General features: G+C 40.1%; 21 protein-coding genes. 5 read left to right on the top strand and 16 right to left on the bottom strand.

What is annotated here, in order from left to right; genetic code table 11:
- Window positions 1-52: 52 nt before the first annotated feature.
- From NOX80_RS15195 to NOX80_RS15155, 9 genes are all read right to left on the bottom strand, one after another.
- Entirely contained in the window at window positions 53-817 is a 765-nt protein-coding gene (locus NOX80_RS15195) for a type 1 glutamine amidotransferase domain-containing protein (RefSeq protein ID WP_256550647.1), read from the bottom strand.
- A gap of 6 nt (window positions 818-823) precedes the next feature.
- A complete protein-coding gene (locus NOX80_RS15190) occupies window positions 824-1,789 on the bottom strand; it encodes an aldo/keto reductase (RefSeq protein ID WP_256550646.1) in 966 nt (321 codons plus the stop codon).
- A gap of 22 nt (window positions 1,790-1,811) precedes the next feature.
- Window positions 1,812-2,930 (bottom strand): alkene reductase, encoded by a 1,119-nt coding sequence (locus tag NOX80_RS15185; protein ID WP_256550645.1) that lies wholly within the window; start codon window positions 2,928-2,930, stop codon window positions 1,812-1,814.
- A complete protein-coding gene (locus tag NOX80_RS15180) occupies window positions 2,920-3,906 on the bottom strand; it encodes a TIGR03571 family LLM class oxidoreductase (RefSeq protein ID WP_256550644.1) in 987 nt (328 codons plus the stop codon). The genes NOX80_RS15185 and NOX80_RS15180 overlap by 11 nt, the downstream gene beginning before the upstream one ends.
- A gap of 2 nt (window positions 3,907-3,908) precedes the next feature.
- Window positions 3,909-5,123, bottom strand: a complete 1,215-nt coding sequence (locus NOX80_RS15175; RefSeq protein ID WP_256550643.1) for an MFS transporter — start codon at window positions 5,121-5,123, stop codon at window positions 3,909-3,911.
- Window positions 5,124-5,373: 250 nt separating this feature from the next.
- A complete protein-coding gene (locus NOX80_RS15170) occupies window positions 5,374-5,943 on the bottom strand; it encodes a Crp/Fnr family transcriptional regulator (protein WP_256550642.1) in 570 nt (189 codons plus the stop codon).
- Between the two features lie 117 nt (window positions 5,944-6,060).
- The gene (locus tag NOX80_RS15165) at window positions 6,061-10,026 is read right to left on the bottom strand and encodes a Dyp-type peroxidase (protein WP_256550641.1); all 3,966 of its coding nucleotides are present in this window, start codon (window positions 10,024-10,026) and stop codon (window positions 6,061-6,063) included.
- 275 nt (window positions 10,027-10,301) lie between these two features.
- Window positions 10,302-11,003 (bottom strand): LytR/AlgR family response regulator transcription factor, encoded by a 702-nt coding sequence (locus NOX80_RS15160; RefSeq protein ID WP_371926054.1) that lies wholly within the window; start codon window positions 11,001-11,003, stop codon window positions 10,302-10,304.
- Complete coding sequence (locus NOX80_RS15155; RefSeq protein ID WP_256550640.1) at window positions 11,000-12,013, bottom strand: sensor histidine kinase; 1,014 nt, start codon at window positions 12,011-12,013, stop codon at window positions 11,000-11,002. The genes NOX80_RS15160 and NOX80_RS15155 overlap by 4 nt, the downstream gene beginning before the upstream one ends.
- Before the next feature lie 168 nt (window positions 12,014-12,181).
- On the opposite strand from NOX80_RS15155, the gene NOX80_RS15150 reads away from it, so the two are divergent.
- The 4 genes from NOX80_RS15150 (at window position 12,182) to NOX80_RS15135 (ending at window position 18,577) form a co-directional block, all read left to right on the top strand.
- On the top strand, window positions 12,182-13,567 hold the full coding sequence (locus tag NOX80_RS15150) for a TolC family protein (protein ID WP_256550639.1): 1,386 nt from the start codon (window positions 12,182-12,184) through the stop codon (window positions 13,565-13,567).
- Between the two features lie 10 nt (window positions 13,568-13,577).
- The gene (locus NOX80_RS15145; protein WP_256550638.1) at window positions 13,578-16,862 is read left to right on the top strand and encodes an efflux RND transporter permease subunit; all 3,285 of its coding nucleotides are present in this window, start codon (window positions 13,578-13,580) and stop codon (window positions 16,860-16,862) included.
- Entirely contained in the window at window positions 16,852-17,946 is a 1,095-nt protein-coding gene (locus NOX80_RS15140) for an efflux RND transporter periplasmic adaptor subunit (protein WP_256550637.1), read from the top strand. The genes NOX80_RS15145 and NOX80_RS15140 overlap by 11 nt, the downstream gene beginning before the upstream one ends.
- Before the next feature lie 124 nt (window positions 17,947-18,070).
- Window positions 18,071-18,577 carry a ClbS/DfsB family four-helix bundle protein gene (locus NOX80_RS15135; protein ID WP_256550636.1) on the top strand — a complete coding sequence of 169 codons (507 nt, stop codon included), beginning with the start codon at window positions 18,071-18,073 and terminating at the stop codon, window positions 18,575-18,577.
- 113 nt (window positions 18,578-18,690) lie between these two features.
- Here the strand turns inward: NOX80_RS15135 and NOX80_RS15130 are convergent, their stop codons facing one another.
- The 5 genes from NOX80_RS15130 to NOX80_RS15110 all read right to left on the bottom strand — a co-directional run bounded on the left by NOX80_RS15130 (window position 18,691) and on the right by NOX80_RS15110 (window position 23,324).
- A complete protein-coding gene (locus tag NOX80_RS15130) occupies window positions 18,691-20,526 on the bottom strand; it encodes a hypothetical protein (RefSeq protein ID WP_256550635.1) in 1,836 nt (611 codons plus the stop codon).
- Between the two features lie 118 nt (window positions 20,527-20,644).
- On the bottom strand, window positions 20,645-21,322 hold the full coding sequence (locus NOX80_RS15125) for a response regulator transcription factor (protein ID WP_256550634.1): 678 nt from the start codon (window positions 21,320-21,322) through the stop codon (window positions 20,645-20,647).
- Complete coding sequence (locus tag NOX80_RS15120) at window positions 21,319-22,080, bottom strand: sensor histidine kinase (protein ID WP_256550633.1); 762 nt, start codon at window positions 22,078-22,080, stop codon at window positions 21,319-21,321. Before NOX80_RS15120 ends, NOX80_RS15125 begins: the two co-directional genes overlap by 4 nt.
- Entirely contained in the window at window positions 22,065-22,703 is a 639-nt protein-coding gene (locus NOX80_RS15115) for a hypothetical protein (protein WP_256550632.1), read from the bottom strand. The genes NOX80_RS15120 and NOX80_RS15115 overlap by 16 nt, the downstream gene beginning before the upstream one ends.
- Window positions 22,704-22,706: 3 nt before the next feature.
- The gene (locus NOX80_RS15110; RefSeq protein ID WP_256550631.1) at window positions 22,707-23,324 is read right to left on the bottom strand and encodes a hypothetical protein; all 618 of its coding nucleotides are present in this window, start codon (window positions 23,322-23,324) and stop codon (window positions 22,707-22,709) included.
- Between the two features lie 313 nt (window positions 23,325-23,637).
- Between NOX80_RS15110 and NOX80_RS15105 the strand changes: the two genes are divergently transcribed.
- Window positions 23,638-24,129, top strand: a complete 492-nt coding sequence (locus NOX80_RS15105) for a DNA-deoxyinosine glycosylase (RefSeq protein WP_256550630.1) — start codon at window positions 23,638-23,640, stop codon at window positions 24,127-24,129.
- Window positions 24,130-24,180: 51 nt separating this feature from the next.
- Here the strand turns inward: NOX80_RS15105 and NOX80_RS15100 are convergent, their stop codons facing one another.
- Window positions 24,181-24,873: a Bax inhibitor-1/YccA family protein gene (locus NOX80_RS15100; protein WP_256550629.1), complete on the bottom strand. Its 693-nt coding sequence runs from the start codon at window positions 24,871-24,873 to the stop codon at window positions 24,181-24,183.
- Window positions 24,874-24,951: 78 nt separating this feature from the next.
- The gene (locus NOX80_RS15095) at window positions 24,952-26,019 is read right to left on the bottom strand and encodes an FAD-dependent monooxygenase (RefSeq protein WP_256553022.1); all 1,068 of its coding nucleotides are present in this window, start codon (window positions 26,017-26,019) and stop codon (window positions 24,952-24,954) included.
- Between the last annotated feature and the right edge of the window lie 23 nt (window positions 26,020-26,042).

Here is a 26,042-nt window from a genome sequence, read left to right as displayed (position 1 = left end):
AAAAAACGCGCTATAGTATAAATATAGCGCGTTTTTTGATAGAGCTGTATTCTTATAATTTTTTCAGCTCGGATAATACCGTTTTTCCGACAGCTTCCGCTGAAGCCGGATTCTGACCGGTTACCAAACGTTGATCAGCAACAACATGCGATTGCCAGTTGGCTGTTTTTTCAAATTTAGCACCACGGGCTTTTAATTGATCTTCCAACATAAACGGAACCACTTTTTCCAGACCTACGGCAATTTCTTCTTCATTGGTAAAACCGTTTACTTTTTTACCGTCGATCAGGTATTTGCCGTTACTTAGTTTAATGTTTACTAATCCGGCCGGTCCATGACAAACTGCGCTCACAATACCGTTGTTTTCATAAATTTTTGTTGCTATAGCCGCGATTTCCTTGTTATCGGGTAAATCCCACATCGCACCGTGACCACCGGCATAATGGATCGCAACATATTCTTTAGGATTAACCTCCGATGGTTTCATTGTGTTTTCTACTTTGGCGTGATAAACTTTGTCTTCCCAGAATTTTTTATTAATCGGATCTTTTAAATCAAAACCGTCTACCGGTGCTTTACCGCCTTTCGGACTTACAAAGTCGATCTCGTATCCGGCATTATGCAATACCTCCCAGGGATGGGACACTTCACTAAGATAGTAACCCGTGGCCTGTCCGGTATTTCCTTTCTGGTCGTGGCTGGTGACTACAAATAAGATTTTCTTTTTCATTGTTCCTGCTTTTTTGGTTTGGGCCGAAGCATTAAAACCATTTAAGAGTAAGCTCAGACCGGTTAGTAGTATTAAAATCTTTTTCATGTACTATTATAATGTATTAAGTTGGTTATTGATAAATTGAATTTCTTCACCTGAAAGCTCAAAATGTAAAGCTCCGGCATTTGAAATGGCTTGTTCCGCATTTCGGGCTCCGGCCAAAACAACAGTAATTCCGGGTTGTTGTAAAGTCCAGCGCAAAACCAATTGTGCTAATGTACTGTTTTTTGCTTCGGCTATAGGTTGAATGGCATTTAAAAAATGTTTTACCTTTTCAAGATCATATTGACCGAAATAACCGTTTCGATGGTCGGTTTCGGATAATTTTCCGTCATTAAAATATTTTCCGGTCAATAATCCGCGTTCCATCGGACTGTAAGCTATAATTCCGATATTGTGATCAATACTATATGGAACTACCTCTTTTTCAATCGCCCGGTTTAGCATACTGTAAGCAACCTGATTGGATGCTAAAGTTACAAAATTTTGAGCTTCTTCCAGTTGCGTCACACTATAGTTGGAAACACCGGCTGCTTTAATTTTTCCTTGTTGAATAAGGGTTTCCATAGCTTCCATCGTTTCAGAAATCGGAGTAGTGTTGTCCGGCCAGTGCAATTGTAACAGATCAATATAATCCGTATTCATACGCTTCAGACTTTCTTCAACTTCTTTTATAACATTCGCTTTTGAAGCATATTTGTAAATAGGCTGTCCGTCGGCATCAAAAAAGTATTCTCCTTTACCGTTATTACTGCCGTCCCAAACTAAACCGAATTTAGTCAGAAGCTGAATTTTACTGCGATCACGACCTTTAATTGCTTCTCCGATCATGGTTTCACTCAATCCGAATCCGTAAAAAGGAGCGGTATCAATACTCGTAACACCATTATCGACGGAGGCTTGTATAGCCGCAATTGAATCTTTTTTCTCATTTCCGCCCCACATCGTTCCGCCTATGGCAAAAGCACCTAATGTTATGGGGGATACTTCTATAGCAGATTTTCCTAAATTTCTCATATTATATTAATTAGTATTGGAATTAAAAGGTATTTGTTGTTGTGTTATAAAAAGGATAATCGGTATAACCGGTAACGCTTCCGCCAAAGAAATACGCTCGTTTGGGTTCATTTAGCGGTAAATCGTTTTCTAGTCGGTAGGGAAGATCCGGATTAGCAATAAAAGGTCGCCCGAAACCGATTAAATCAGCCCAACCTTGTTGCAGGGCTTCCTCGGCTCGTTCTTTTGTATATTTTCCGGAATAAATCAAAGTACCGGAAAAATGAGCTCTTATGCTTTCTTTAAATGCGACTTCCATTACAGGAGCATCTTCCCAGTCGGCTTCAGCAATATGAATATAAGCTACCTGTAAGGTTTCCAGAAGTTTGACGGCTTCGGTATAGGTTTCAACCGGGTTATCGTCAACTGTTCCTTGTAGCGTAGTTAACGGCGCCAGACGAACGCCAACTTTTTCGTTACCGATAGCCGCTGTAATGGACTGAACTACTTCTTTTAAAAAGCGTAGCCGATTTTCGAGAGAACCGCCGTAATTATCCGTACGATTATTAGCTTGTGAATCAATAAATTGATTGATCAAATATCCGTTGGCGGCATGCAGTTCAATACCGTCAAATCCGGCTGAAATAGCATTTTGAGCCGCTTGGGCATAATCCTTTATAATGGCTTGAATTTCGGGTTGCGTTAAAGCTCTCGGTTTGGAATGTTGTATCATTTCTCCGACACCGTTTTCAGGTCCTCTGCCTTCCGGATCAATAAAAACGGAAACACCTTCCGCTACCAGTTCGCTTGAAGAAACCGGCGGTTGGTTGTTTTCCTGTAAGGAGATATGAGAAACACGTCCAACATGCCATAGCTGAGCGAAAATAATTCCGTTTTCTTTATGTACGGCATCGGTAACTTTTCTCCATCCTGCTATTTGTTCGGTTGTGTAAATACCCGGAGTCCAGGCATATCCCTGGCCCTGACGGCTAATTTGTGTCCCTTCGGATACAATTAAACCGGCAGTACTTCTTTGACGGTAATATTCGGCCATAAGTGATGTGGCAATATCCTCTTTTGCCGCTCTCGAACGGGTCATAGGAGGCATAACGATTCGGTTTTGTAACTCGAGTTTTCCGAGTAAATATTTTTTAAAAAGCATATTTTTCTTCTTTTGGATTAAAATGAGGTAAAATTTTGATTGCAATCTTTTCAATTGCGTCTTTAATCGGTGTTTCTGATTTTCGAAGATGAAGTGCCATATGATTAACACCGGCTTCTTCATACTCCTTCATTAAAGGCAACAAATTGTTTATGCCTACGGCTCCTCCGAAACGATGCGGACGAAAGGGAGCATCGTCATCTGATAAAAGATTCAGATGAAAAGCCGTAATATAAGGTTTAGAGGCCTGATTGTTGTCGTATAAAGTATTACGCCAATCAATGATCATTTCTGATGTTTCTGCCACCGGCCGGGGATAGTTAAACCATCCCTGCATATTACGGGCGATCCATTCCATATTTTGTTGTGCGCGTCCGGCAAGGATCCAGGGAATTGGATTGTCGGGCTTTGGAAATAGTTGAATGTTTTGATTTAAACCTTCGTAATATAAGCTCAGATTGCTTTCCGGTTTCCACGCTTCTTCTATAATGGTATAATTATGACGAAAACGTTCCGCACGGGTTTCAAAATCGTATCCGAATAAAGGGAACTCTACGGGACGATCACCTAGTCCGACACCAAATAAAAACCGGCTTCCGGATAGTTTTTCGATTGAAGCTACGGCTTTCGCCAATTGTAACGGATCGTGTAAGGGTAAAACAATAGCGGCTGTACCGATCGTGATTGATTTTGTAATTCCGGCAATGTAACCTAAGTAGGCTATAGTATCGAAAAGTTGCGCGCCATCGCCGAAACCGGGATCATAAACCGGAACTTCACGCATCCAAAGAGCTGCATAACCTAACTGATCTGCTAGCCGGATGTATTCTGCGTGCCGGCTAATATCGGGTATTCCAAACGGGCGACCGGATGTACTGCGTTTTTTTTCTCCTTCCAACGACCAGTCGTTATCGAGTGGAAACTCCAAACCGATAGTCATTTTTCCGGGAACATGAATAGCACAAATTGTTTCCATGATCAATTGTTTTTTTCGCGTTTAAAACTGATAAGGGTGACTAAAAAGCCAATAGCAACTAAGATGGCGCCGACCCATGGTGTGGATTCGATACCAAGTGAAGATTCGACGATATGACCACCAATAAAAGCACCAATGGCAATACCGATATTAAAAGCAGCAATATTTAAGGCTGAAGCTACATCTTCTGTACCGGGCAGGTATTTTTCGGCCATCTGAACGACATATAATTGTAGTCCCGGAACATTGGAAAAGGCCAGAATTCCCATTGCAAACAGTGTTATCACTGCTGTTATCTGATTAAATACGGTGAAAGAAAGAATAAGTAATACAACAGCCTGTAACAAAAACATAACCATCAAGGCTTTAATCGGTTTCTGATTGGATACTTTTCCGCCGATCACATTTCCCAATGCAATAGCAATACCGTAAATTAATAATAGCAAGCTGGTGGCATCGGCAGAAAAACCGGATATGTTTTGTAAAAGCGGCGCCATATAAGTAAAGGTTACAAATGTACCGCCGTATCCCAAGGCTGTTATAGCTAATACCAACAGGATAGAAGGATTTTTTAAAACCTTTAACTGATCTTTTAATTGTAAGGGCTTGTTTTTTTGTTGGGAATTCGGAATGAGAAGACTACTGGCGATCAATCCGATTACACCCAATGCAGCAACACCGATAAAAGTAGCGCGCCATCCGAAATGTTGTCCGATATAGGTTCCTAAAGGTACGCCGGTTACAATGGCGACTGTCAATCCGGCAAACATAATAGCAATTGCACTGGCTCTTTTATCGGCCGATACCAAACCGGCTGCAATTGTTGCTCCGATCGAAAAGAAAACACCATGTGCAAATCCGGTTAAGATTCGGGCCAGAACTAATGTCGTAAAAGAAGGAGCGATAGAAGCCAATCCGTTTCCGATGATAAAAAGAACCATTACACTTAATAATAACTTTTTACGATTGATATGACTGGTTAAGGCGGTTAGTATCGGTGCGCCTATGGCTACACCCAATGCATAAAGACTAACCAGTAAACCGGCAGAAGAAATAGAGGTTTTCAGATCATTGGCTACGGTTGGTAGTAGTCCGACAATTACGAATTCGGTTGTACCAATACCAAAAGCACTGATAGTTAATGCCCATAAAGCAGCCGGAAGTTTTTTAGATTTTGAAGTTGCCGCAGCAGTATTTATATTTTTAATTGTTTCCATAAAGTGTTGTTGCCCAAAAGGCAGTTGTAATAATTTTAAATAGTGAATGAGATAGGTTTGTGATCCGATGAGAATCAGATACCTCTCGAACTAGTAATAATTATTACACAATAGCTTGTAATAGCAACGGGTAAAACAACTTTGAACGGTCATGTTTGTAGTGTTAAAAGTAACAGTACAAATGTCCGAACAGGAGCGGAGCTGTGCGAGGAATTAGATCACGGTTTTTTTGTGAGGTAGGTCACACTATTTAGCTTTTAAGTCGGCTAAGGGTTTCGCGGGTTACGCCGAGATAAGAAGCCAGTAACTTTTTAGGAACACGCTGAATAAGACGCGGTAGTTTTTTGATGAGGTTGTTATAACGTTCTTCGGCAGTTTCAGTAAGTAGCGACATGATACGTTGTTGCAGTGCGATATAACCGTAATGCGCTTTAATTCTGAAAAAATTAGCCATAGACGGAATCTCATGACAAATTTTTTCACGGTCTTCCAGTTTCAGACAAAAAAACTCCGAATCTTCAATGCAGTCCATATACATACAAGCCGGAACCTGGTTTTGAAAAGCCTGGAAATCGCTGGTCCAATATTCTTCCATTGCAAACTGAAGAATATGCTCTTTGCCGTCACAATCGATAGCATAGGTTTTAACCAATCCTTTAATGATCCAGAATTCACACGGTACCATTTCGCCTTTTTGAACCAGAAACTGGTGTTTGCGCAGTTTCCGAAAGGTAAAATGCTGTGAAACATATTCCCATTCACTATCCGAAAGCGGACAAATTTCAGCAATGTGTTGACGTAAAAGGTCGTATTGGGTCATAGTAAACAATTGTACTACAAAAATAATAGATTTTATACAGATGCCGGTATTACTCTTAGAACAAAAACACCCCGGAGTTATCCGAGGTGCTTTTTTCCCAAATTTTAGAACAAGATACTATTCCTGTGCTATTTTCTGATGGAAAGGACATCCTTTTGCCATTCTTTTTTCTTTTTGTACTTCTTCCGGAGTCGAAACGGGACGACGACGGTGTTGATCCTGAATTACAGGGAATACCGATGTAAAGAAGTTTGTCCATCCTCCTGTACGAACACGAAGCAGATCGTATTGTTCCGGTGAATCTACCGCATCTGTAAAGGTATCCGGATTCGCTACGGTAATAGTCAGGATATTGGACGACTGACCGTTTGCAAATTGTTGCATTACCTGAACCAGCTTTTCAACCGGGAAGTTTTCATCAATATTATAATCGGTTGGCGCTCCGTCTGTCATCATTTCGGCACCGATACCGTCAAATCCGGCTAATGATTCTTCAAATCCGGCATGTTGATGTTCGATAGGAAGATCAGCAGGACTAGGCATCGCACTTAAATCGGAAGCAACCGTAGTACCTAAACGACGACCATCGGCACTGGCTCCGTTCCAGGCACCCATTTCCACATGGTTTTCAAAAGTTCCGACACCCGGCTGAATCTGAAGTCCGAATGGAAATTCTTCCGTTCCGAATTTGGTAGCCATATTTTTAAAAGTTTCATATAATTGCGGCCAGGGTTCTGTAAATGTCGCCACCGATTTTTTCGCAATACCTTCCACAATCGTGTTACCAAAGGCATCAATATCGGCATGACCTCTTCCGTAGCGCGGTTGTGCCAAAGCAATTTCTCTTAGACGTTTAAAACGATCGGAACGGCCTGCAATACGCGATTCTCCGGCCAGATTACTAATAAACGGTTCGGTCATTTTATGGCCCCAGTCACAGCACAGACATTCCAGTAATTCCGGTAATGTTGTTACGGCATTTTTCTCGTCAAATACCATTGTTTTGATAGCATAAAGCGAATTAATGGCCGCACTTAGCGAGATATAACAAGGACCGTAGATGTTGTATTTGGTTCCGCCGCTATAAAAATCCAAACCTCTTGCTAAACAATCGTCCATCAGGACATTCAGAATAGGAGAAGGGCAGAATTTGGTATTCGCACCATAACCCATTAGCTGACCGTTAAAGGCTTTTCGGTTTAACCATTCGAAATGCTGGAAATAAATATCCACCAGTTCTTCAAATGATTTGATCTGATCGGCCGGTTTGGAATTTAATGAAACCACCTGACCGAATAAATACGATTCACCTGCTGATGAATAGGTTCTACCTTGGTTTAAAGCGCATTCCAACGGTTGCAAAGTAGAAAATCCGCCTAAAGAGAACCAGTTTTCACCCGGGAATTGCGGTTCATAACAACCGTCGCAGGCATAATTCTGTGCCGATTCCATACTAACAGCCGAGTTCCATTTTTTGGTTTCACTGCCCAGTTTTCCACCTACACCGTCTCCGCTGTGGTATAAACCTTTGATGATTTTTTCATCGTTTAGCAAGATCGGGTGTGCTCCGCCGGATAAAAGGGCATGAGCTGCTGCTTCCAGTATTTCCTTCGGAATATCTTTTCGGGTTCGTAACGACAAACAAGGTGCGTTTAGCGGTAACCTTCCCGAAGCCTTGATAAACAATAACGTCATGTCATTATAAGCAGGTCTAGTTTCTTCAAAATCAGGATTTCCGTCAACAATAGTACCGCCAACCGTGATCTGTTGGATCCATTGGCCTAATGAAGCACCTTGCGGATAAGGACCGGAACTACCGCCCATAGCCAGATTTCCGAATGGTTGATGATCTTCCATAAAAATACGGTTCTGCTGTACTTTTTCGTCCAGCTTGATATAGAAAGCATCAATGATTTCCTGTGCTTCGTCTTCGGAAACGGAATCACTTTCGTAGAAAGGTTGTAAAAGCTGATCCATACGACCGATAGCTGTTGGTTCTCCGTTGAGGTGCAGACAGCTGTGTAGCGTAAAGATAAATTGTACGGCTTCGACCAATGTGTCCGGTTTTTCCGTGGCAAGTTTGGTCATTCGGTAAGCAATCGATTCCAGGTTTTCTTTTTCCCAGGCTTGTCCGGCGCTCATTTTTGCAGCAGTCTGACGTGCCAGTTCGGCATAATTCAGACAGTATTCCGAAATTCCTTTTAAAGCCAGGTAAGCCGACTGATAAAGTTCTTTTTTAGTTGTATCCGTTGTATTCTTTTCGTAATCCAAGATTTCGTCCATCATGACTTTTAGTCCTTTTTGCAACGCTTTTTCATAATGCGGAATTACGTGGCCCACACCGGAAGCCTCACTCAGATTAACAAGGAAACCATCCAGACGCTCACTGTCTGTCAGATAACGCATTACATAGCGACCTTCTCCCAGTGAAAGATTAGGCATGGCACCTACAATAATTTCTTCCGGTGAAATACGGAAAGTATCAGATCCGTATACGATTTGACCGTCTTTTTCACGGAATGAAGAATAAGGAATCAATGTTCCGTCTTCAAGTCGGATTTTACGTCCCCGGAAACCGTAATCGGCAGAGCTGAATAATTGTAAGCTCAGACGAATAGCCCATCCTTTACGGATCATAATCGATTCGTTCATAATATCCGAAGGTTTATCGCTTCCGTGATAACGATCGATATAAAAACGAATATCCTCTTTAATTTCTTCTTGTTTGCGGTTAAAGTACCAGTTATCCTGCCATAACGAGAAAATGTTCTCCATAAGGCTTAAAATACGATTTGTAGGTACTTTGAAGTAATCGTTGTTACGCCCGATTTCGGTAGACATCGTAAAAAGGTAATTCTGATGGTTGTAATACATCAGCTCGTTTTTGGAAGCATTCTGATAATGACGATCCAAACGCGTCCAGTCTACACCCGGAAAACGTGACCAATCTTTGGATTCAATAAAGCTATAATTGTTTTTGTATCCTTCTAATTCATCCAGTTTCAGATCGTCTACACTAGGAATATAGAAAATACCGCCGAGGTCGGATCGCAAATGATTAAACAAACGGTCGTTCATAAAACCGCTGTCCGGACCGATCTGATTACTCATGATGTTTTCCAGAATCCCGATTTCTTTACAAAAACCGGCAAAATAGATACCTTCTTCATCCGATACGGTAACGGATTTCGGATTTCTGAATCCGGAGTTTCCGTTTTGTTTTGCTCTTCCGAAAGGTAATCCTAAACGAAGAACCGGAGTAGTGTTTCCGTTGGTATCCTGAATTCGAGCCGCTTTAATGTGTGAACGGGAATCGCGATCCGGGATAATAGTGTCATCCGTTTTACGGCCGATAAGATCTTCAATCTGATCTTCTGTCATCATATTGATCTGATTCCAGTTGATCAGAAAACGTTGTGCCAATACAAATGACCCGCCGAAATGAGCCATATCATCACAACCGATTAAAGTGTGCTTAGCTATTGAAATCGGATCAGAAGGATTGTTCAGGTTTTCCGAAAAACGACATCCGAGTACTTTTCCGCGGTGGCCATCGGCTTCATTCGATTTAGAAGCGGCTTCCTGCGAATAATGTTTTTTCGTTATCGGCTCTAAAATTTCGATTAATAGGGCATTAACAATCTCACAGGCTTTTTCACTGTCACTTTTAATATGAAACCAGATGTCGCCCTGTGAGTCGACAAAAGCACCGTTTGAAGCCCGGAATACTTTTGATTCGAAAGGATTATGAGCTTCCGGATAGTTTAATTTCATCCCTTTTGGAAGTGGTTTTCCTTCTGCGGCACTGATTATAGCCCAGTTTTCAAATGAAATACCTAAAATAACGGTGGTGTTCCTGTCTTTTAAAGCTTCACTTTTGTTGATTTTCAGACGGATATCTGCCATTACTCGGGCTAAATGTCTTTTGTGTCCGATCAATTGATCACCGGTTAACGGTTGTTTTTCATGCGCTCTTTTAAACCAAAAGGTTGTAAAAATGGCAAATGGCGACGGATATACCAATCCTCTTTGGCAGTGTCTCCACACTTCTTCAAATCGCTCTTCGTAGTTAAGTGTTTTCATGCTAGTTGTTTGTTGGTTACTGTTTAAATCGGTTTGTTTGCTTGTTTTGTCTCTTATAGAGGTAAGAGGTGCTGCTTCAGGAACAGAAATTTGTTTTGAAGTCAGGATAAATGCTAAATAGAGGATTTATAGTGGGAAATCGATCTGTATCAAATGTAGTAAAAGGAAAACAGCAGGCTATGCGTACAAACACCTGTTTTTTAGTGGGATGGGGAAAGGAAAAAGAAAAAAGAGGAAAGAGGAAAGAGGAAAGAAGAAAGAAGAAAGAGGAGGCGTTATGATAATAACCGTAAGCGTTCGTTCAGTTCTCTGCGGAATGTAATCCCTAACGGAATTTTTTCATTATTGATCACGATATGTTCTTTTTCGTGCTGATCGATTTTATTAATAGCGATGATATACGATTTATGTACCCGCATAAACTGATCGGATGGAAGTTCCTGTACAAGCTGATTGGTGGTAATTGCTGTTACGAAGGTTCTGGCTTTAGTGAAAATCTTAACGTAGTTCCCGTAGCTTTGAACATATAAAATATCATTCAGGCAAATATTGATGTTTTTACCGTTTACTTTTACATTTAATGTAATCGGGCTTTCGGTTTCCTTTTCAATGAATTGCAGGGAAAGATAACGTTCAATTGATTTCAGGAAACGCGGAAAATAGATCGGTTTCAGTAAATAGTCAATTACGCCGTATTCATAGCTTTCCAAAGCAAACTCGGAATAAGCGGTTGTCAAGATTGTTTTCGGTGGATTTTTAAGGGTTTGAAGCAATTCGAGTCCGCTGATTTCCGGCATATCGATATCCAGAAACATCAGATCGACCGTGTTTTCCCGTAAATAATGAAGGGCTTCAATACCGTTATAACATTGCGCGGCAAGTTCCAGCTGTGGATTTTGCTTGATATAGTTCGTTAAAACATAATGAGCAGCAGGTTCATCATCAACAATAATACATTTTTTAGGTGTCGTTATCATAACAAGTCCATTTCAAGTAGTACACGGTATTGTTTGGCTTCCTGTTGGATTTCCAGATTGTGTTTTTTCGGATAAAGGATGCGTAATCGTTCTGTAGCATTGCTCAATCCGATTTTAGTGGAAACTATTTTACGTTTTTTATCCGGAATCGAATTTAAGGTTTCCAGACGTAATTTACCATTATTTACGGAAAGATTAATCCTAACAAAGCAATTTTCAATCGCACAGGTTCCGTGTTTAAAGGTGTTTTCTACAAATGGGATTAATAACATCGGGGCGATCATATAATCGGAGTCGGAATCGGTTTTATAGTCGAATTCGATTTCACAACGGTAACCGACACGCTCTTTTTCCAGTTCGATATAACTTGTAATAAAGTCGATTTCATCTTCCAGGGATACGTATTCTTTTTGGGAGTTTTCTACCTGATAGCGTAGTAATTGGGAAACCCGCATGATCATGTCGGAAGTGCGTTCCGGATATTGGAGACTAATTCCGTAAAGGGTATTAAAAGTATTAAAGAGGAAATGCGGATTTAACTGACCTTTTAAGGCGTTTAACTGGATCTGATTGTAGAGCAATTCCTTGTTTGTTTTCTTCTTCTGATCCCGGTAATGCTCAATCAACTGAATACTTCCTAAAATACAAATTAAGGTGCCGACTAATGTACCTAATTGGAAATGATAGGTCTTTTGCATTGAGGTTTTATACAAAAAACAATTCTTGTAAATTACTTCAATTGAAACTTCATGTAATATTACAGAAAATATTAATATTAAGATAATTGAGAATAAAATATAGGTTAAAGGTTGGTGCTTTTTCAGTAAGATAGGTAACAGGAAAAAGCGGTTAATCTGGGCGTGACCGTATAAGAGTAAAAAATATACAATCCCCATCCAGAATCCCTTCCAGCTTAATATTAAAATCCAGTCGTTTAGTGTGAAAAGAACAAATGAGAAAATTAGGATTGTGAATTCCTGTAACCATTTGTTCTCTAAAATCTTCTTCATACTCATTTCAGATATATAGCGTACAAAATAACTATAAAAAAGTGAATAAACAGGAAAGTTAAATGATCAATTGAATTGGTCATTTTTTGTAACGAATTAGTCATTTTTAATAGGCAAGGCTAGGGATTGTGTTGTAGCTTCGCGTTGTTAAAAAACCTTACCACAATAATGATAGTACGAAAATTGCCACTGCTGTCGCTTTTAATGTGTTTTTCCGGAGCGTTCTCCCAGTCGCTCACGATGAAAGATGCAATTGATAAAGGGATGGCTAACTACGGCACACTTAAAGCCAAAGAGAAGTATGCTTTGGCGGCACAGGAAACCGTCAAGCAAAGTAAAAGGGATTACCTGCCGAATCTGACTTTGGCAGCCCAACAGGATTACGGAACTGTGAACGGCCAAAACGGACCGTTGTATGGTTTCGGAGGCTTGGGAGTTGCCTCGTCCGGATTACCTTTACCGGAACAAAACTGGAATGCTGCTTTCGGAGCCTTATACCTGGTGAATATGAACTGGGATTTTTATAGCTTCGGACGTATTAAACAGAGAATTGCCTTGTCTAAGGCAGATGCCGACCGGTTTCAAAAGGATTCCGATCAGGAAAAATTTCAGCATAAAGTTAAAATTGCTGCAACGTATCTGAATCTGTTAGCAAGTCAACGACTTGAAATTTCACAAAAGAAAAACCTCGAAAGAGCGGAAGTATTTTTAAAGCTGGCAGCGGCCCGGGTAAAAAACGGATTGCTACCGGGTGTTGATTCGACATTGGCATCGGCTGAAGTTTCCCGCGCCCGTATCGCATTGAACCAGGTGAAAGATCAGGTGAAAGAACAAAACAATAAACTGGTTACTTTAATGGGGATAGATATTGTCGATATAGTTGCAGATACTACATTGGTAATCAATTCTCCAAATGTTATAGCTGAAAGTAAAACTTCAGGTGTTGATTCGAATCCGGTTTTGCAATTTTACAAGAGCAGAATGGAATACGGACAACAACAATTAAAGCTTTTCCGAAAAGAATATTATCCGACTTTCAGCTTCTTCGGCGTATATCAAACCCGGGCATCGGGATTTAATTCGGATTATGCAGTTGATCAATCTTCGTTTACGCATAACTATTGGGATGGAGTAGATCCGACCCGTCAAAACTACCTTTTGGGCGTAGGTGTAAGCTGGAATCTGACAAGTCTGGCTCGTACGGCTAAAAAAGTTAAAGCGCAGAAGTTTACAACCGAAGCCTTAGAGGAGGAGTATAAAGTGATGGAGCAGCAATTTAAAGCGCAATCGGATGCTGCTGATGTCAAAATACAATTGGCGTCTTTGAGTGATAAAGAAGCACCGAAACAAGTGAAAGCAGCGGCTCAGGCTTATTTACAGAAAATGACACTGTATAAAAACGGACTAACGAATCTGGTTGATGTTACCCAAACGCTTTATACATTAAACCGTGCTGAAACCGATCGGGATATTGTTCACGTGAACGTATGGCAGTCTTTATTGTTAAAAGCCGCTGCAACCGGTGATTTTGACTTATTTATTAATGAATTATAACCCGTAAAAGATGAATTTAATACGTTTTGCACTTCGTAAACCCATTTCTATTATCGTTTTGGTAATGGGATTGATCATCTTTGGGATTGGTGCTGTAAAAAGTATCAAAGTGGATATTCTTCCGAAAATGAACCTGCCGGTTATTTATCTGGCACACCCGTTCGGAGGATATACACCCAACCAGATGGAATCCTATTTTGCCAAAAACTACGTTAATATAATGTTGTTTGCTAATGGCGTTAAATCAATAGAAACAAAGAATATACAAGGTCTTACCTTAATGAAAATTTCGTATTATGAAGATACGAATATGGCACAGGCTGCGGCTGAATTAAGTGCGCTTTCTAACCGAATTCAGGCGGCTTTTCCTCCGGGATCGCAACCGCCGTTTATTATCCGTTTTGATGCTTCATCGCTTCCGGTCGGACAGTTGGTGTTAAGTAGTGCAACGCGTTCTAATAACGAATTGCAGGATTTGGCTAACGTTTATGTTCGGGCTTCGTTTACGTCCATTCCGGGATTGTTGTCGCCACCACCTTTTGGAGGTAGTCCGCGAACGGTTGAAGTGAATGTTGATCCGGATTTATTGCGTTCCCATAACCTGACGCCGGATCAGATTGTTGAAGCGATTCGTTTGAACAATCAGACGGCGCCTTCCGGAAATGTTAGGGTTGGCGATAAAAATTATATCACACCAACGAATAATACGATTAAGGAGATTAAGGATTTTGAAAAAATTCCGTTGTTTAAAGGCGGCGTTCAAAACTTATATTTAGGTGATGTAGCAACGGTTAAAGACGGTGCGGATATTACGGCGGGTTATGCATTGGTAAACGGAAAACGTTCCGTTTATGTGAGTATCGCCAAAGCGGGTGATGCTTCGACCTGGGATGTGGTACAGCGATTAAAAGCAGAATTGCCTAAAATTCAAAGTACTTTACCGGAAGATGTAAAATTGTCATATGAATTTGATCAGTCGGTATATGTGATCAATTCCGTGAAAAGTTTGATTACGGAAGGGATTATCGGAGCGGTATTGACCGGTTTAATGGTATTATTGTTCCTGGGTGACCGTCGTGCGGCTTTAATTGTGATTCTTACAATTCCGATTTCCATTATATCGGGTGTATTGTTTCTTAAATTATTCGGGCAGACAATTAACCTGATGTCTTTGAGTGGGTTAGCGCTGGCGATCGGTATTTTGGTAGATGAAAGTACGGTAACGATCGAGAATATTCACCAGCATCTCGATATGGGGAAACCCAAGGCACTCGCGATTTGGGATGCCTGTAAGGAAATTGCATTACCGAAATTATTGATCTTATTGTGTATTCTGGCGGTATTTGCGCCGGCATTTACGATGAAAGGGATTCCGGGATCCTTATTCTTACCGCTGGCTTTGTCAATCGGATTTTCAATGATTGTTTCGTTTTTGTTATCGCAGACATTCGTACCGATTATGGCTAACTGGTTGATGAAAGACCATACGAAAGTACCCCATTCACCGGAAGTGAGCGATGATGAGGCTGTTTTTATGGCTTCGGGACTTACACCGGAATCGGAACGGGACACTATGGTGCAGAAGGAAATTCTGGTGCAACGTCAGGATTTTAATAACGATGGAAAAATAAGCCCGTTTGAACGTTTCCGAAATCGTTTTATGAAGCTAATCGATCGCTTATTTAATTATAAAAAACCGATTACGATTCTTTATTTGATAGGTGTAACCGGACTTGCGGTTTTGCTGCTGAATGTTATCGGACAGGATGTGTTCCCGAAAGTCAATTCAAGTCAGTTTCAGATGCGTCTGAAAGCGCCTGACGGAACCCGTCTGGAACGAACGGAAGAAAAAGCAAAAGTAGCATTGGCAGAACTGGAAAAAATGGTCGGAAAAGAACATTTGGCTATTTCGTCAGTCTATGTCGGGCAGCACCCGTCTTTGTTCTCTGTATCACCGATTTATCTTTTTATGGCCGGTCCGCATGAAGCGGTATTCCAGGTTGCTTTAAAAGAGTATCACAGGGATATGGATGATTTTAAAGATGAATTCCGCCAACGGTTGAAAAAGGTCCTTCCGGATGTAAACGTGTCGTTTGAACCGATTGAATTAACGGATAAAGTGTTGAGCCAGGGATCGCCGACACCAATTGAAGTTCGTATCGCCGGTAAAAACAAAAAGAAAAATGAAGAGTATGCGAATAAGCTGATGGCGGAATTACGTAAGAAACCGTATTTCAGAGATATTCAGTTGGCACAACCGATTAAATATCCGGCTTTGGATATTAATATCGACCGGGTACGTGCGGCTCAATTAGGAGTTGATATGGGCGAAATTTCCCGTTCGTTGATTGCTTCTACGTCATCATCCCGTTATACGGAAAAGAATACCTGGATTGATGAAAAGGCAGGATTGTCTTATAATGTACAGGTTCAGGTTCCGTTGGATAAAATGACGGATATTAAACAAATAGGGGAGATTCCGTTGCTGAAAAACACGGCACGTCCGGTATTGAGTGATGTGGCTACGATTACGCCGTCCTATACTTACGGTGAAAACGATAACCTTGGAGCGATGCCTTATATTTCGATCACAGCGAATATTGATCATACCGATTTAGGATCGGCTTCTGAAGATGTTCAAAAAGCGATAACTTCGTTGGGGGAATTACCACGCGGATTGTTTATTGAACAGATCGGTTTGGGTAAAGTATTAACTGAAACGATGAGTAGCCTGGAATCGGGATTATTGGTAGCGGTAATCGTAATCTTCCTGATGTTATCGGCGAACTTCCAATCGTTCCGAATCTCATTGGTTATTTTAACGGCAGTTCCGGCAGTAGTTTTAGGATCGTTATTGTTGTTGTTGGCTACCGGATCGACGCTTAACCTGCAATCGTATATGGGAATCATCATGTCGGTTGGGGTATCAATTGCCAACGCTGTACTATTGATCACTAATGCGGAACAATTGCGAAAACACAATAATGATGCATTGGCTTCGGCTCGTGAAGCGGCTTCCCTGCGTTTGCGTCCGATTATTATGACCAGTATTGCAATGATTGCGGGAATGTTACCGATGGCTATCGGTCACGGTGAAAGCGGTGAACAGGTGTCTCCGTTAGGAAGAGCTGTAATCGGAGGACTTTTATTTTCTACTTTTACAGTGTTAGTTATCCTACCGGTTATTTTTGCCTGGGTACAAGGGAAAACCGGTACACAATCGGTATCATTAGATCCGGAAGATAAAGAAAGTAAACATTATATAGCGGCATTAGATCAAACAGATGAAAAATAAAGTAATACATGCAATTGCATTTTTAGGAACGGCAGCACTGGTAGTAGGCTGTCAGACTTCAGCAAAGGAAAAGGAAACGCAGGCAACGGAAGCGCAGCAACCGGCTTTGGAGACCTTTGCTCCGAAAAAAGAAATACTGGCAACGGAATTGCGTATGCCGGCTGAAATTACAGGATTCCAGCAAGTGGATATTTATGCGAAAGTGAGCAGTTATGTAAAAGAACTAAAAGCAGATATCGGAACGCAAGTGAAAAAAGGTCAACTTCTGATGGTTTTGGAAGCACCGGAATTAAGCGCACAGTTATCGGCAGCTCAATCCCGTTTAAAATCACAGGAAGCGGTTTATACAGCCAGTAGAAGTACGTACAACCGTCTTTTTGAAACCAGTAAAGTAGAGGGAACGGTTTCCCGTAATGATTTGGAAGTAGCGGAAGCACGCAAAAATTCTGATTTTGCACAATATCAGGCAGCAAAAGCGGCTTATAACGAGATTCAGACCTTATTAGGGTATTTGTTAATCCGGGCTCCGTTTGACGGTGTTGTGGCGACGCGTAACGTAAATCACGGTGCATATGTCGGTCCGGCCGGAAAAGGTTCTGAATTGCCGTTAATGACTATTCAGCAGCAAAATAAATTACGTCTTTCGGTTTATGTTCCGGAACAGTATTCCGGTTATTTAAAAAACGGGGAAGCGTTGAAATTTTCGGTTAAATCATTGCCGGGTCAGGATTTTTCGGCTACAATTGCCCGTATGTCAGGAGCTTTGGATAGTAAATTACGTTCGGAGCGTGTGGAAATGGATGTGATTAATGCCGGAAATAAACTGTTACCGGGTATGGTGGCGGAAGTGCAATTACCCTTAACGGCAAAAGACAGTACGTATGTGGTGCCGAAATCGGCGGTGGTAACATCGAGTGAGGGAATTTATGTGATATCGGTTGCCGATCATAAAACGAGTCGCTTACCGGTTCAAAAAGGACGTATTCTGGAAGATAAAATCGAAGTTTTCGGAGCAATTACAAAAGATATGCTTTTGATTAAACAGGCTTCAGAGGAAATTCAGGACGGAACTCCGGTGAAATAAGCCGCTAAGCAAAATAAATAGTAGTATGAACCTGTCAGATTCTTAAAAATCTGGCAGGTTTTGTATTTTTAGGGTATCCGAATTGCTGTTTCGGAAAATAAATCGGTTTTTAAAATACTCTATCATGGCGGTTCCCACTACAAAAGAAGAATTAGTAAATGCAATCCATACGAACTATCAAAAACTTCGAAAGGAATTAGAAACAATTCCTGTAGAACTGACCGTGGCTGAAGAATTGGAAGGACACGCCAAGGATACAATGATGAGCGTGAACAATTTGATAGCTTATCTTATCGGTTGGGGTGAATTGGTTTTGAAATGGAATAAGAAGAAGGATAACGGTGAAACGGTTGATTTTCCGGAAACCGGCTATAAATGGAATGAACTGGGAAAACTGGCACAAAAATTCTATACCGATTATAAAGATGAGGATTACAGTGTGTTGTTACAAAAACTGGACATTACAGTTGATCATATAATGATATTGATAAACGGGAAATCCAATGAAGCGTTATATGAAAGGAGTTGGTATGAAAAATGGACATTGGGACGTATGATTCAGTTTAATACGGCATCACCCTATAATAACGCACGGGGAAGAATACGTAAATGGAAAAAGAGTAAAGAATAAAGAGTAAAGAATAAGGAGTAAAGAATAAGGAGTAAAGAGTAAAGAGGAAAGAGGAAAGAGGAAAGAGAGGGAGCAACGGCTAGTAACTCCCTCAGTGCTTAATGAAATTGGAATTACCCCGCCATCTCATTCACTTCTTTCGAAAGGGATGAGTTGAGCGTGATGTTGTTATATATTTTGGTTACTATATTGGCAATAAATGTTGGTCGGGCATATTCGGTATAATCCAGATAGAGAATATTCGGGAAAAAACCGTACTGATTAGGGTATAAATAAGACATTACTTGTCCTAAATTTCGATTGGCTTCTTTGGAAAATAGCCATACACCGGTTGGAGGGGTTAAGGTCCACGATAATAAAAATAAATCGCAAGGGACGTTGGAGAAGGTTTCGCATTCCCAACTGTCCTTTTTTTGTTTGCTGCAACATTGACCGTTAAAAGCTTCAAATTTTTCAATTTGATCTTGTTTCATTGTGTCGTAACTCATGCTGTTGGAATACAGATCAAAGACAGTGAGATCTCCTTTGTCGGCTGTCTTGTCCTGCCAGTCACGATATACCCAGAAACCGTCTTTCGGCTGATCGGTTACGGCCCAATCTTCATCTATAACCACAAGAATCTGACCTTTATCCTGTAAATAAGTCCCCATCGTTACGTCGGCCAGTCGTGTATATCCTTCCGGTATCGAACGCAGCATCCAGTTTCCGATAGTATTATTGATCATTGTTTTAAGTTTCTCATAAATGACAGGTGTAAATTTGTCAAAATGAGAGAATTTCAGAATTGTTAATTCGTGATGTCCTTCTTGATAAAACCGTTTTACGTCATTTAATACTTCTTGTACAGAAGGTCCTGCAAATCCATGATAGATGTTTAGGTTTTTATCCGGGCGTAAATCAAAATAACGGACTCCGGCTTGTAATTGCTGGTATAAATTCAGATCCTGTGTTTTTCCTAATGTTTCAAGACCGTGCGTATACATTCCGGCATCATGACTGGCCGGAAAAACCATTTTTTTGAACGGAAGGTTTTCGGTTAACGGTAATAACTGACTCATAAAATCGGCAGTATTCATTAAACGGGAGAGGGAATACCATAATCCGAAAGCTAATCCTTCACTGCTATGTACTTGTACAGCTATTTGTCCGCTCGAAGAAATAGCGGCTTTTGGTGTGGAACCGGAATCGAAATTACTGGCTTCACTCCATATTATTGATGTTCCGTTTATTTTACCGGACATCTGCCATAAACCGGTTACGCCTTGTGATTCGTGTACTTCAATCAGTCGTCCGTCATCGGTAATCGCAATACTCGGATTTACACCGTCCTGATACGGAATGCTATTACTCCAATTAATTGAATCGCCGTCAATACGACCTACTCTGTAATATAATTTGGGATGTCCTTCCGACTGATGTACTTCTACAACCAATCCGGCATTTGTAATAGCTACAGCCGGTTTGATTCCTTTTTCGTAATTCCGGCTCGGTCCCCATTTAATGGATTGACCGTTGAGTTTACCTACACGGTAATACAGTTTGTCATACGATTGGGATTTATGAACTTCTACGATCACACCATAGTCGTTTATTGCTACGTTTGGTTGAACACCGGAATCGTATTTTTCATCTTTACCCCACCATTCGATGGAGTCGTCTTTTAAAGTACCAACCTTATAATACATCGAATTGGTTACGATATTGCTGGTTTCGTGTACTTCGACAACAATGTTTTTATTGTTTAGTGCTATTGAAGGATGAAAACCTTCGCTATAAGGAGTACTTTCGCCCCATTCAATGGTGGCTTTATAGACTTTACCGATGTGGTACCACATTTTTCCGGAAGCTTCCGAATTGTGGACCTCGATAATAGCCCGTTCGTTGGTAGTAACGGAATTAAACCGGCCACTGTCATAATCGGTGGCCAACCCGAATTGAATACTTTCCATAATTTTTCGAATTAAGTTTACTATAGGTTTTGGGGATAGGCCGAAGCCTTTATCTCAAAGTTCGCGATAAATTCGAAATAATGTATGGATGAAATTACCTGTTTTTCAAATAGATAGGTTATATCATAGGCAATTCGTCCACACTGATAATGTTATTCTGTATGGCATAAATGACTAATCCGGCAATATTTTTGGCGCCTGTTTTAACAAAAAGGTTGTTTTTATGACCTTCAACAGTACGCGCTGTAATAAAAAGAGTGTCACCGATTTCTTTTGCCGTTTTTTGCTGACTGATTAAGCGCAATACATCAATTTCTCTTTTAGAAAGTTCGGTGCCGTTATCGAAAATGGATTTTTGTGCGGTTTTAGAAGTAACTTGTTCCCGGATGGCTTCCATTTGGTCTTCCATAAAGAAGATGCCTTTTTGATGAACCGTAGGAATAATTTCTGAAAGCAGTGTAGGGGATACACCTTTGGGTAAAAAAGCGGAAGCTCCGGTTTTAAGCATAAAGTTCATAAAAGAACGTTGGTAATGTGAAGACACAATTACAATCCGGATTTCAGGGAAATTTGCTTTTAGGTGTTTTGTAACCTCGATACCATCCATTCCTTTCATTTTCAGGTCTAATAACAAGACATCAGGAAGTATTGCGGCCGATTCCAGGTAAGAAATCAGGTCGTCACCACTTTCAGCTGTAAAGATTACTTCAAATCCCGGCTGCATGCCAAGAAAGCTTTCCAGTAATTTTACAATTAAACCGTCGTCGTCTGTTATTGCAATTCGAATGGTATTCATATCAGGTCTGTATAATCTAATAATAACAAAGCCGAGGTGCCTTTTCGAAGCGGTTTGATTTTATGTTTTCCGTTCAGGTAATGCATTCGGAGTTCGATATTCTGTAAGCCGAGCCCTTTTTTATTTTGGTTCGGATTAAATCCTTTTCCGTTATCTGTTACCAAAAGACATAACAATCGTTCACTCTGACGTAGGTGTATTGTAATCACCGATGCACCGGCATGCTTGTAAATGTTTGTAATAAGCTCCTGTAAAACGCGGGTAAACTGAATCTTTATCGTGTTGGGCATATCGACATTCGTACGAACATCATGATAAAAATCGACCGCAATGTTTTTTTTCCAGGGCGCTATAATTCCGTCAATTAATTCACACAAAGATATAAATTCTAACATAGGTGGACTCAAATCATGTGAAATTCTTCGCGCATCGGCTATACTTTCTTTTAATAAATGGTCCATTTCGTCATAATTGTACTCCAATTGGTGCTTTAATTTTAACGAAGTCAGTTTTCCGATCAGGGAATCGTGCAAATCGGCAGCAATACGGGTACGTTCCTGTTCCTGTACTAATATTCCGTTTTCAAGCAGTTTTTTCTGATGTTCCAGTTTTAACCGGGATTCTTCAAGCTGGGCTTCCGCCATTTGTTTGAAGTTTAGATAAGCGAGTCGTATAAAGGAGAAAACCAGTATGGAAACCACTGTAATAGCAATGATAATCCATAACATAATGGTTTTAGGTTCTATCCATTTTTCCATATTTCCCAGTTTATAAAGGCATAAAAGAATAAGGTAAGAACCAGATTAGCCGTCCAAAAATAGAATTTAAGACCGGAACTCACATTAATCAGAAAGTTAATGGGTAAGAAAAACAGAAGATGCAATGAAAAAAAGATCAGAATAGCGGCATTAAGGCGTAACTGTTCTGTTTGTGTGGTTTTATATTTACCGACTTTCTGAAAGAAATAGGCCAGCGCAAACAACAGAATTACAAAGGCATCCATTACTTTCGAATACGATTGAAATTGTTGAGGAGCAACTTTATGAAGTGAACTGAGTTCCCAAATGATAAAACCGCTGGCAACCAGGGTAAGTAAAAAAAGAGTTCTGCTTTTCTTTTCAAAAAAGCAGAACTGGTATAAAATTGCAAAAATGATCAATTCTAATAGGCTAAACAAAATGATGAATATCAGGTTATTTCCGAACAAATGACCGTATATACGACTGGTTAAATCCGTGCAAAGCGCCACGCTAATATAAAGCAATAGCATTTTACGGGATAGATCAAGTGATTTATAACGATACATACCAATACCTATTCCGGTTAGTAATAACGCCGGAGATAAATAAGTAAGATAATCCAGAAACTGATAAAACGTCATATATTAGTTTTCGGCCAATTGTAATAAATAGAACTCACCTTCTAACGGTGCAAATGGCGGAACCGGTCTAACCGTATCGTAATATACTGATTTTTTTAACTCCTTGTCTACGATAACTAAATCGGCAATATAACCGGATGCAGGAACATCACTAGCTCTTAGTGCAAAGTCAGCGTCATATGGGATAGCCACTTTTTCTTTGATATAATCTGTTGGGATAGCAAATGCCTGGAAGATTCCTTCCGGAGCATCGATTTGAATCTGTATCCATTTCTTAACGTTGTTGTCCCAGTTGTCAATTCGTTCCTGAGCTTCTTTTTCCGGTAATTCCTGGTTACCGTTACCTACACCGATGTGTACAGGTGTAGCATTAATATGAGCATCGATATCGGCTACTGCTGTAGAATTAGGAGAGTCAAATTCAGACGGAATTAGAAAGAAGTAAAGTTTGTCTTCATAAATTCCCGGGTAAGCATGCAGGTATTTAGATGTTCCTTTATCGGCACATTCAAAAGAGAAAAATCGTGCAGTACTTAAATAAAATGTGGCTTTTTCACGGTCTTTACGGACAATATTCCACTTACGGATCCCATCCAGAACGTCTTGTAGAGGTAATTTCATAATTTCAGGCTTTTTTTTGTTAATATCATATGATTGATTCGCTCAAAATTAGATTTTTGATGTCTAAAAACCAAATAATATCGCGGGATTAGTTAGAATACTTTAACAAGATAATTTTTAATGTAGAGTAGTGAAGGGATAACCCCTTTAACACCAACTTATAAAGTTTAGTACAAATAGTAGTACAATAAGCTGAAAAGCCCCGAAAATACTGGTGAAAAGAAAGGTTTTGTACGGTCGAAAACGAAAAACCTTTTTGAATTTCGGCGGAAAGTTGCTAATTTGCTATTCCAATTATCGCTAAATTTTTCTGATGTTGATTTATTCTTTTCCTTCGGTATCGGCTGCTAATGCCCGGATTTTAATACTGGGTACCATGCCCGGAATTCCGTCATTAATGGCCGGTGAGTATTATGGTAACGTCCGGAATAATTTCTGGAAATTGATGTTTACCATTTTGGATGTGCCTTTTTCAGCGGATTATACAGTTAAAAAGACAGTATTGATTGAAAACAGAATTGCACTTTGGGATGTATTGCAGGCCTGTAAAAGAGAAGGGAGTCTGGATAGTGCGATTGAACAGGAAATACCAAATGATTTTACGGCTTTTTTAGAACAACATCCGGAAATAACCCATATCTTTTTTAACGGGCAAAAAGCAGCGGCTTATTTTAAAAAGTACGTTACAACGTCAAAAAAATATGAATTGGTGGTATTACCGTCTACCAGTCCTGCTAATGCAGGGAAAAATTTTGAGTCAAAACTAAAGGAATGGGAGAATATCCGAAAACCGATAGGACGATAATAGAAATGAAACCTGACAGATTTTTATTTAAAACCTGTCAGGTTTTATATGTTAGTTTCTTCGGCTCATCAGGATGCGTAAAACATACCAGAATAAAAGCATTACCGATGAAAATAATTGTAATGCGGCTCCAACATATTGTTGTGTACCGTATTGATTTTTAATTTGATGCGTTTGATAAAGAATACTACCGGAAGCCAGGATTACCATACCGACAGAGAACCATAATCCAAGATTAAATCCGAAAATAGCACCGGCAACGATTAGTCCTAAAGAAATAAAACCACCCACAATAAGTGCCGTTCTTAAAAAGGAAAAATCAGTTCGGGTAAAAAATACCACTGCCGTTAATCCGGAAAACATAAATAAAGTAATAATAGCAGCTTGCGTAATTAATTCTGCACTATTCGTAATCGCTACGGCAATTACGATCATCGGAAGAAAAATAATAGCCTGAAGTATTACATACAATCCTAAACCGAAATATTGTTGTTGGCGGGACGGATTAAAACTCATTTTCTCGGAAAACATAGAACCTAACCAGAATAAACCAAGGATAAATAACCAGGCATATTTCATACTTACCATAGCAGCGATCCATTCTATTGGAACTACACGGATTAAAATGCTTTCTACAACAATAAAAGCCAGAATAGCTAATGCAACATGTAAATAAGTCTTTTTGTAAAACGTAGCTTTTTCCAGTTCAGAAGCATGGGCTACAATGATGTTTTCTGTATTCATAAATCAGATTTTTGTTATTAACAAAAACAAATATAGCTTTTTTTTATATTATTCTGATTGTAAGAAATTATTGAAGTACTATAAACGGCGTTTCCAGAACGGTTCATTCGTCCAACGTTGTTCTTGACGGTATTGATTTTGAAGCATTGTAACCGATTTATTAAAAAGATGCATTTGTCCGGATAAATAATCTGAAGCAGCAGTCGCATTTCCTTGTATTAATCCCTGAATGGCTTTGGCTGCGGCATGTCCGGAAGTTAACGCATTGGTTATCCCAAAAGACGTTAGCGGATCATAGGAACACAAAGCATCACCAACAGCGAGCCATCGGTTGCCGCCGGGAATATCGAGGAATGAAGTTGTAGCGGTTTTTATTCCGGTATGAATAAGTGTATTAAAGGCATCTTTTGAAATCAGAGATGAAAAATGAAGTGTTTCAGATAACTTTTGAGACAACCATTCTTCAAAGAAATCGGGTCGGATTGTATGCAGATCGGTATCCGACATAAAATTAACAACCGTTTTATTATCGTGAACCGGAGCCATATACCACCAACCGTCTTCCACCGATTCGATATATGTCATCCCATTTAAAACAGCATCCGGTTGTGTAATCATAAAATGATAGGAAGCTAAATGATCTAAAGTGGTTCGTTTTATTCCTAATTTTTTAGCTACAATTCCCGATCGGCCGCTACAATCCAGTATAAAATCAGTTTCAATAACAATACAATCACCGGAAGGGGAAAGGCATTCGATAAAAATCCGGTCGGTTGTTTCGGAAATTTCTTTAATCCGATATTGTTGTAGTATCGTGATTCCGCGATCATTGGCGGATTCGAATAATTGATTTTCAAAAACGATCCGATTCAGATGTAATCCGTTTCCGTAAGGTTCATTTAAAAAATAACGCTCGCGGGGCGTAGTATCACCCCACACAACGTTATTCCCTACATACTGATGGTGATAACCGGAAATCGGTATCCCGTCAAGTCCGAGTTGCGCCATGATAAAATTCGCCCCCGGTGCTAATGACTCACCGGGTTTGAAACTATTTTCCTGACGATAATCGATAACCAGACAGGATACGGATTCCTTTTGTAAAGTAAGGGCTGCGGACAGACCGGCAGGACCTCCTCCAACAATAGCAACAGGTATGTATCGTGAAT

Source organism: Flavobacterium cerinum (genome assembly GCF_024496085.1).
Taxonomy (GTDB): Bacteria; Bacteroidota; Bacteroidia; order Flavobacteriales; family Flavobacteriaceae; genus Flavobacterium; species Flavobacterium cerinum_A.
The sequence above is the reverse complement of the archived record's forward strand: the minus strand, read 5'-3'. Positions and strand labels throughout refer to the sequence as shown.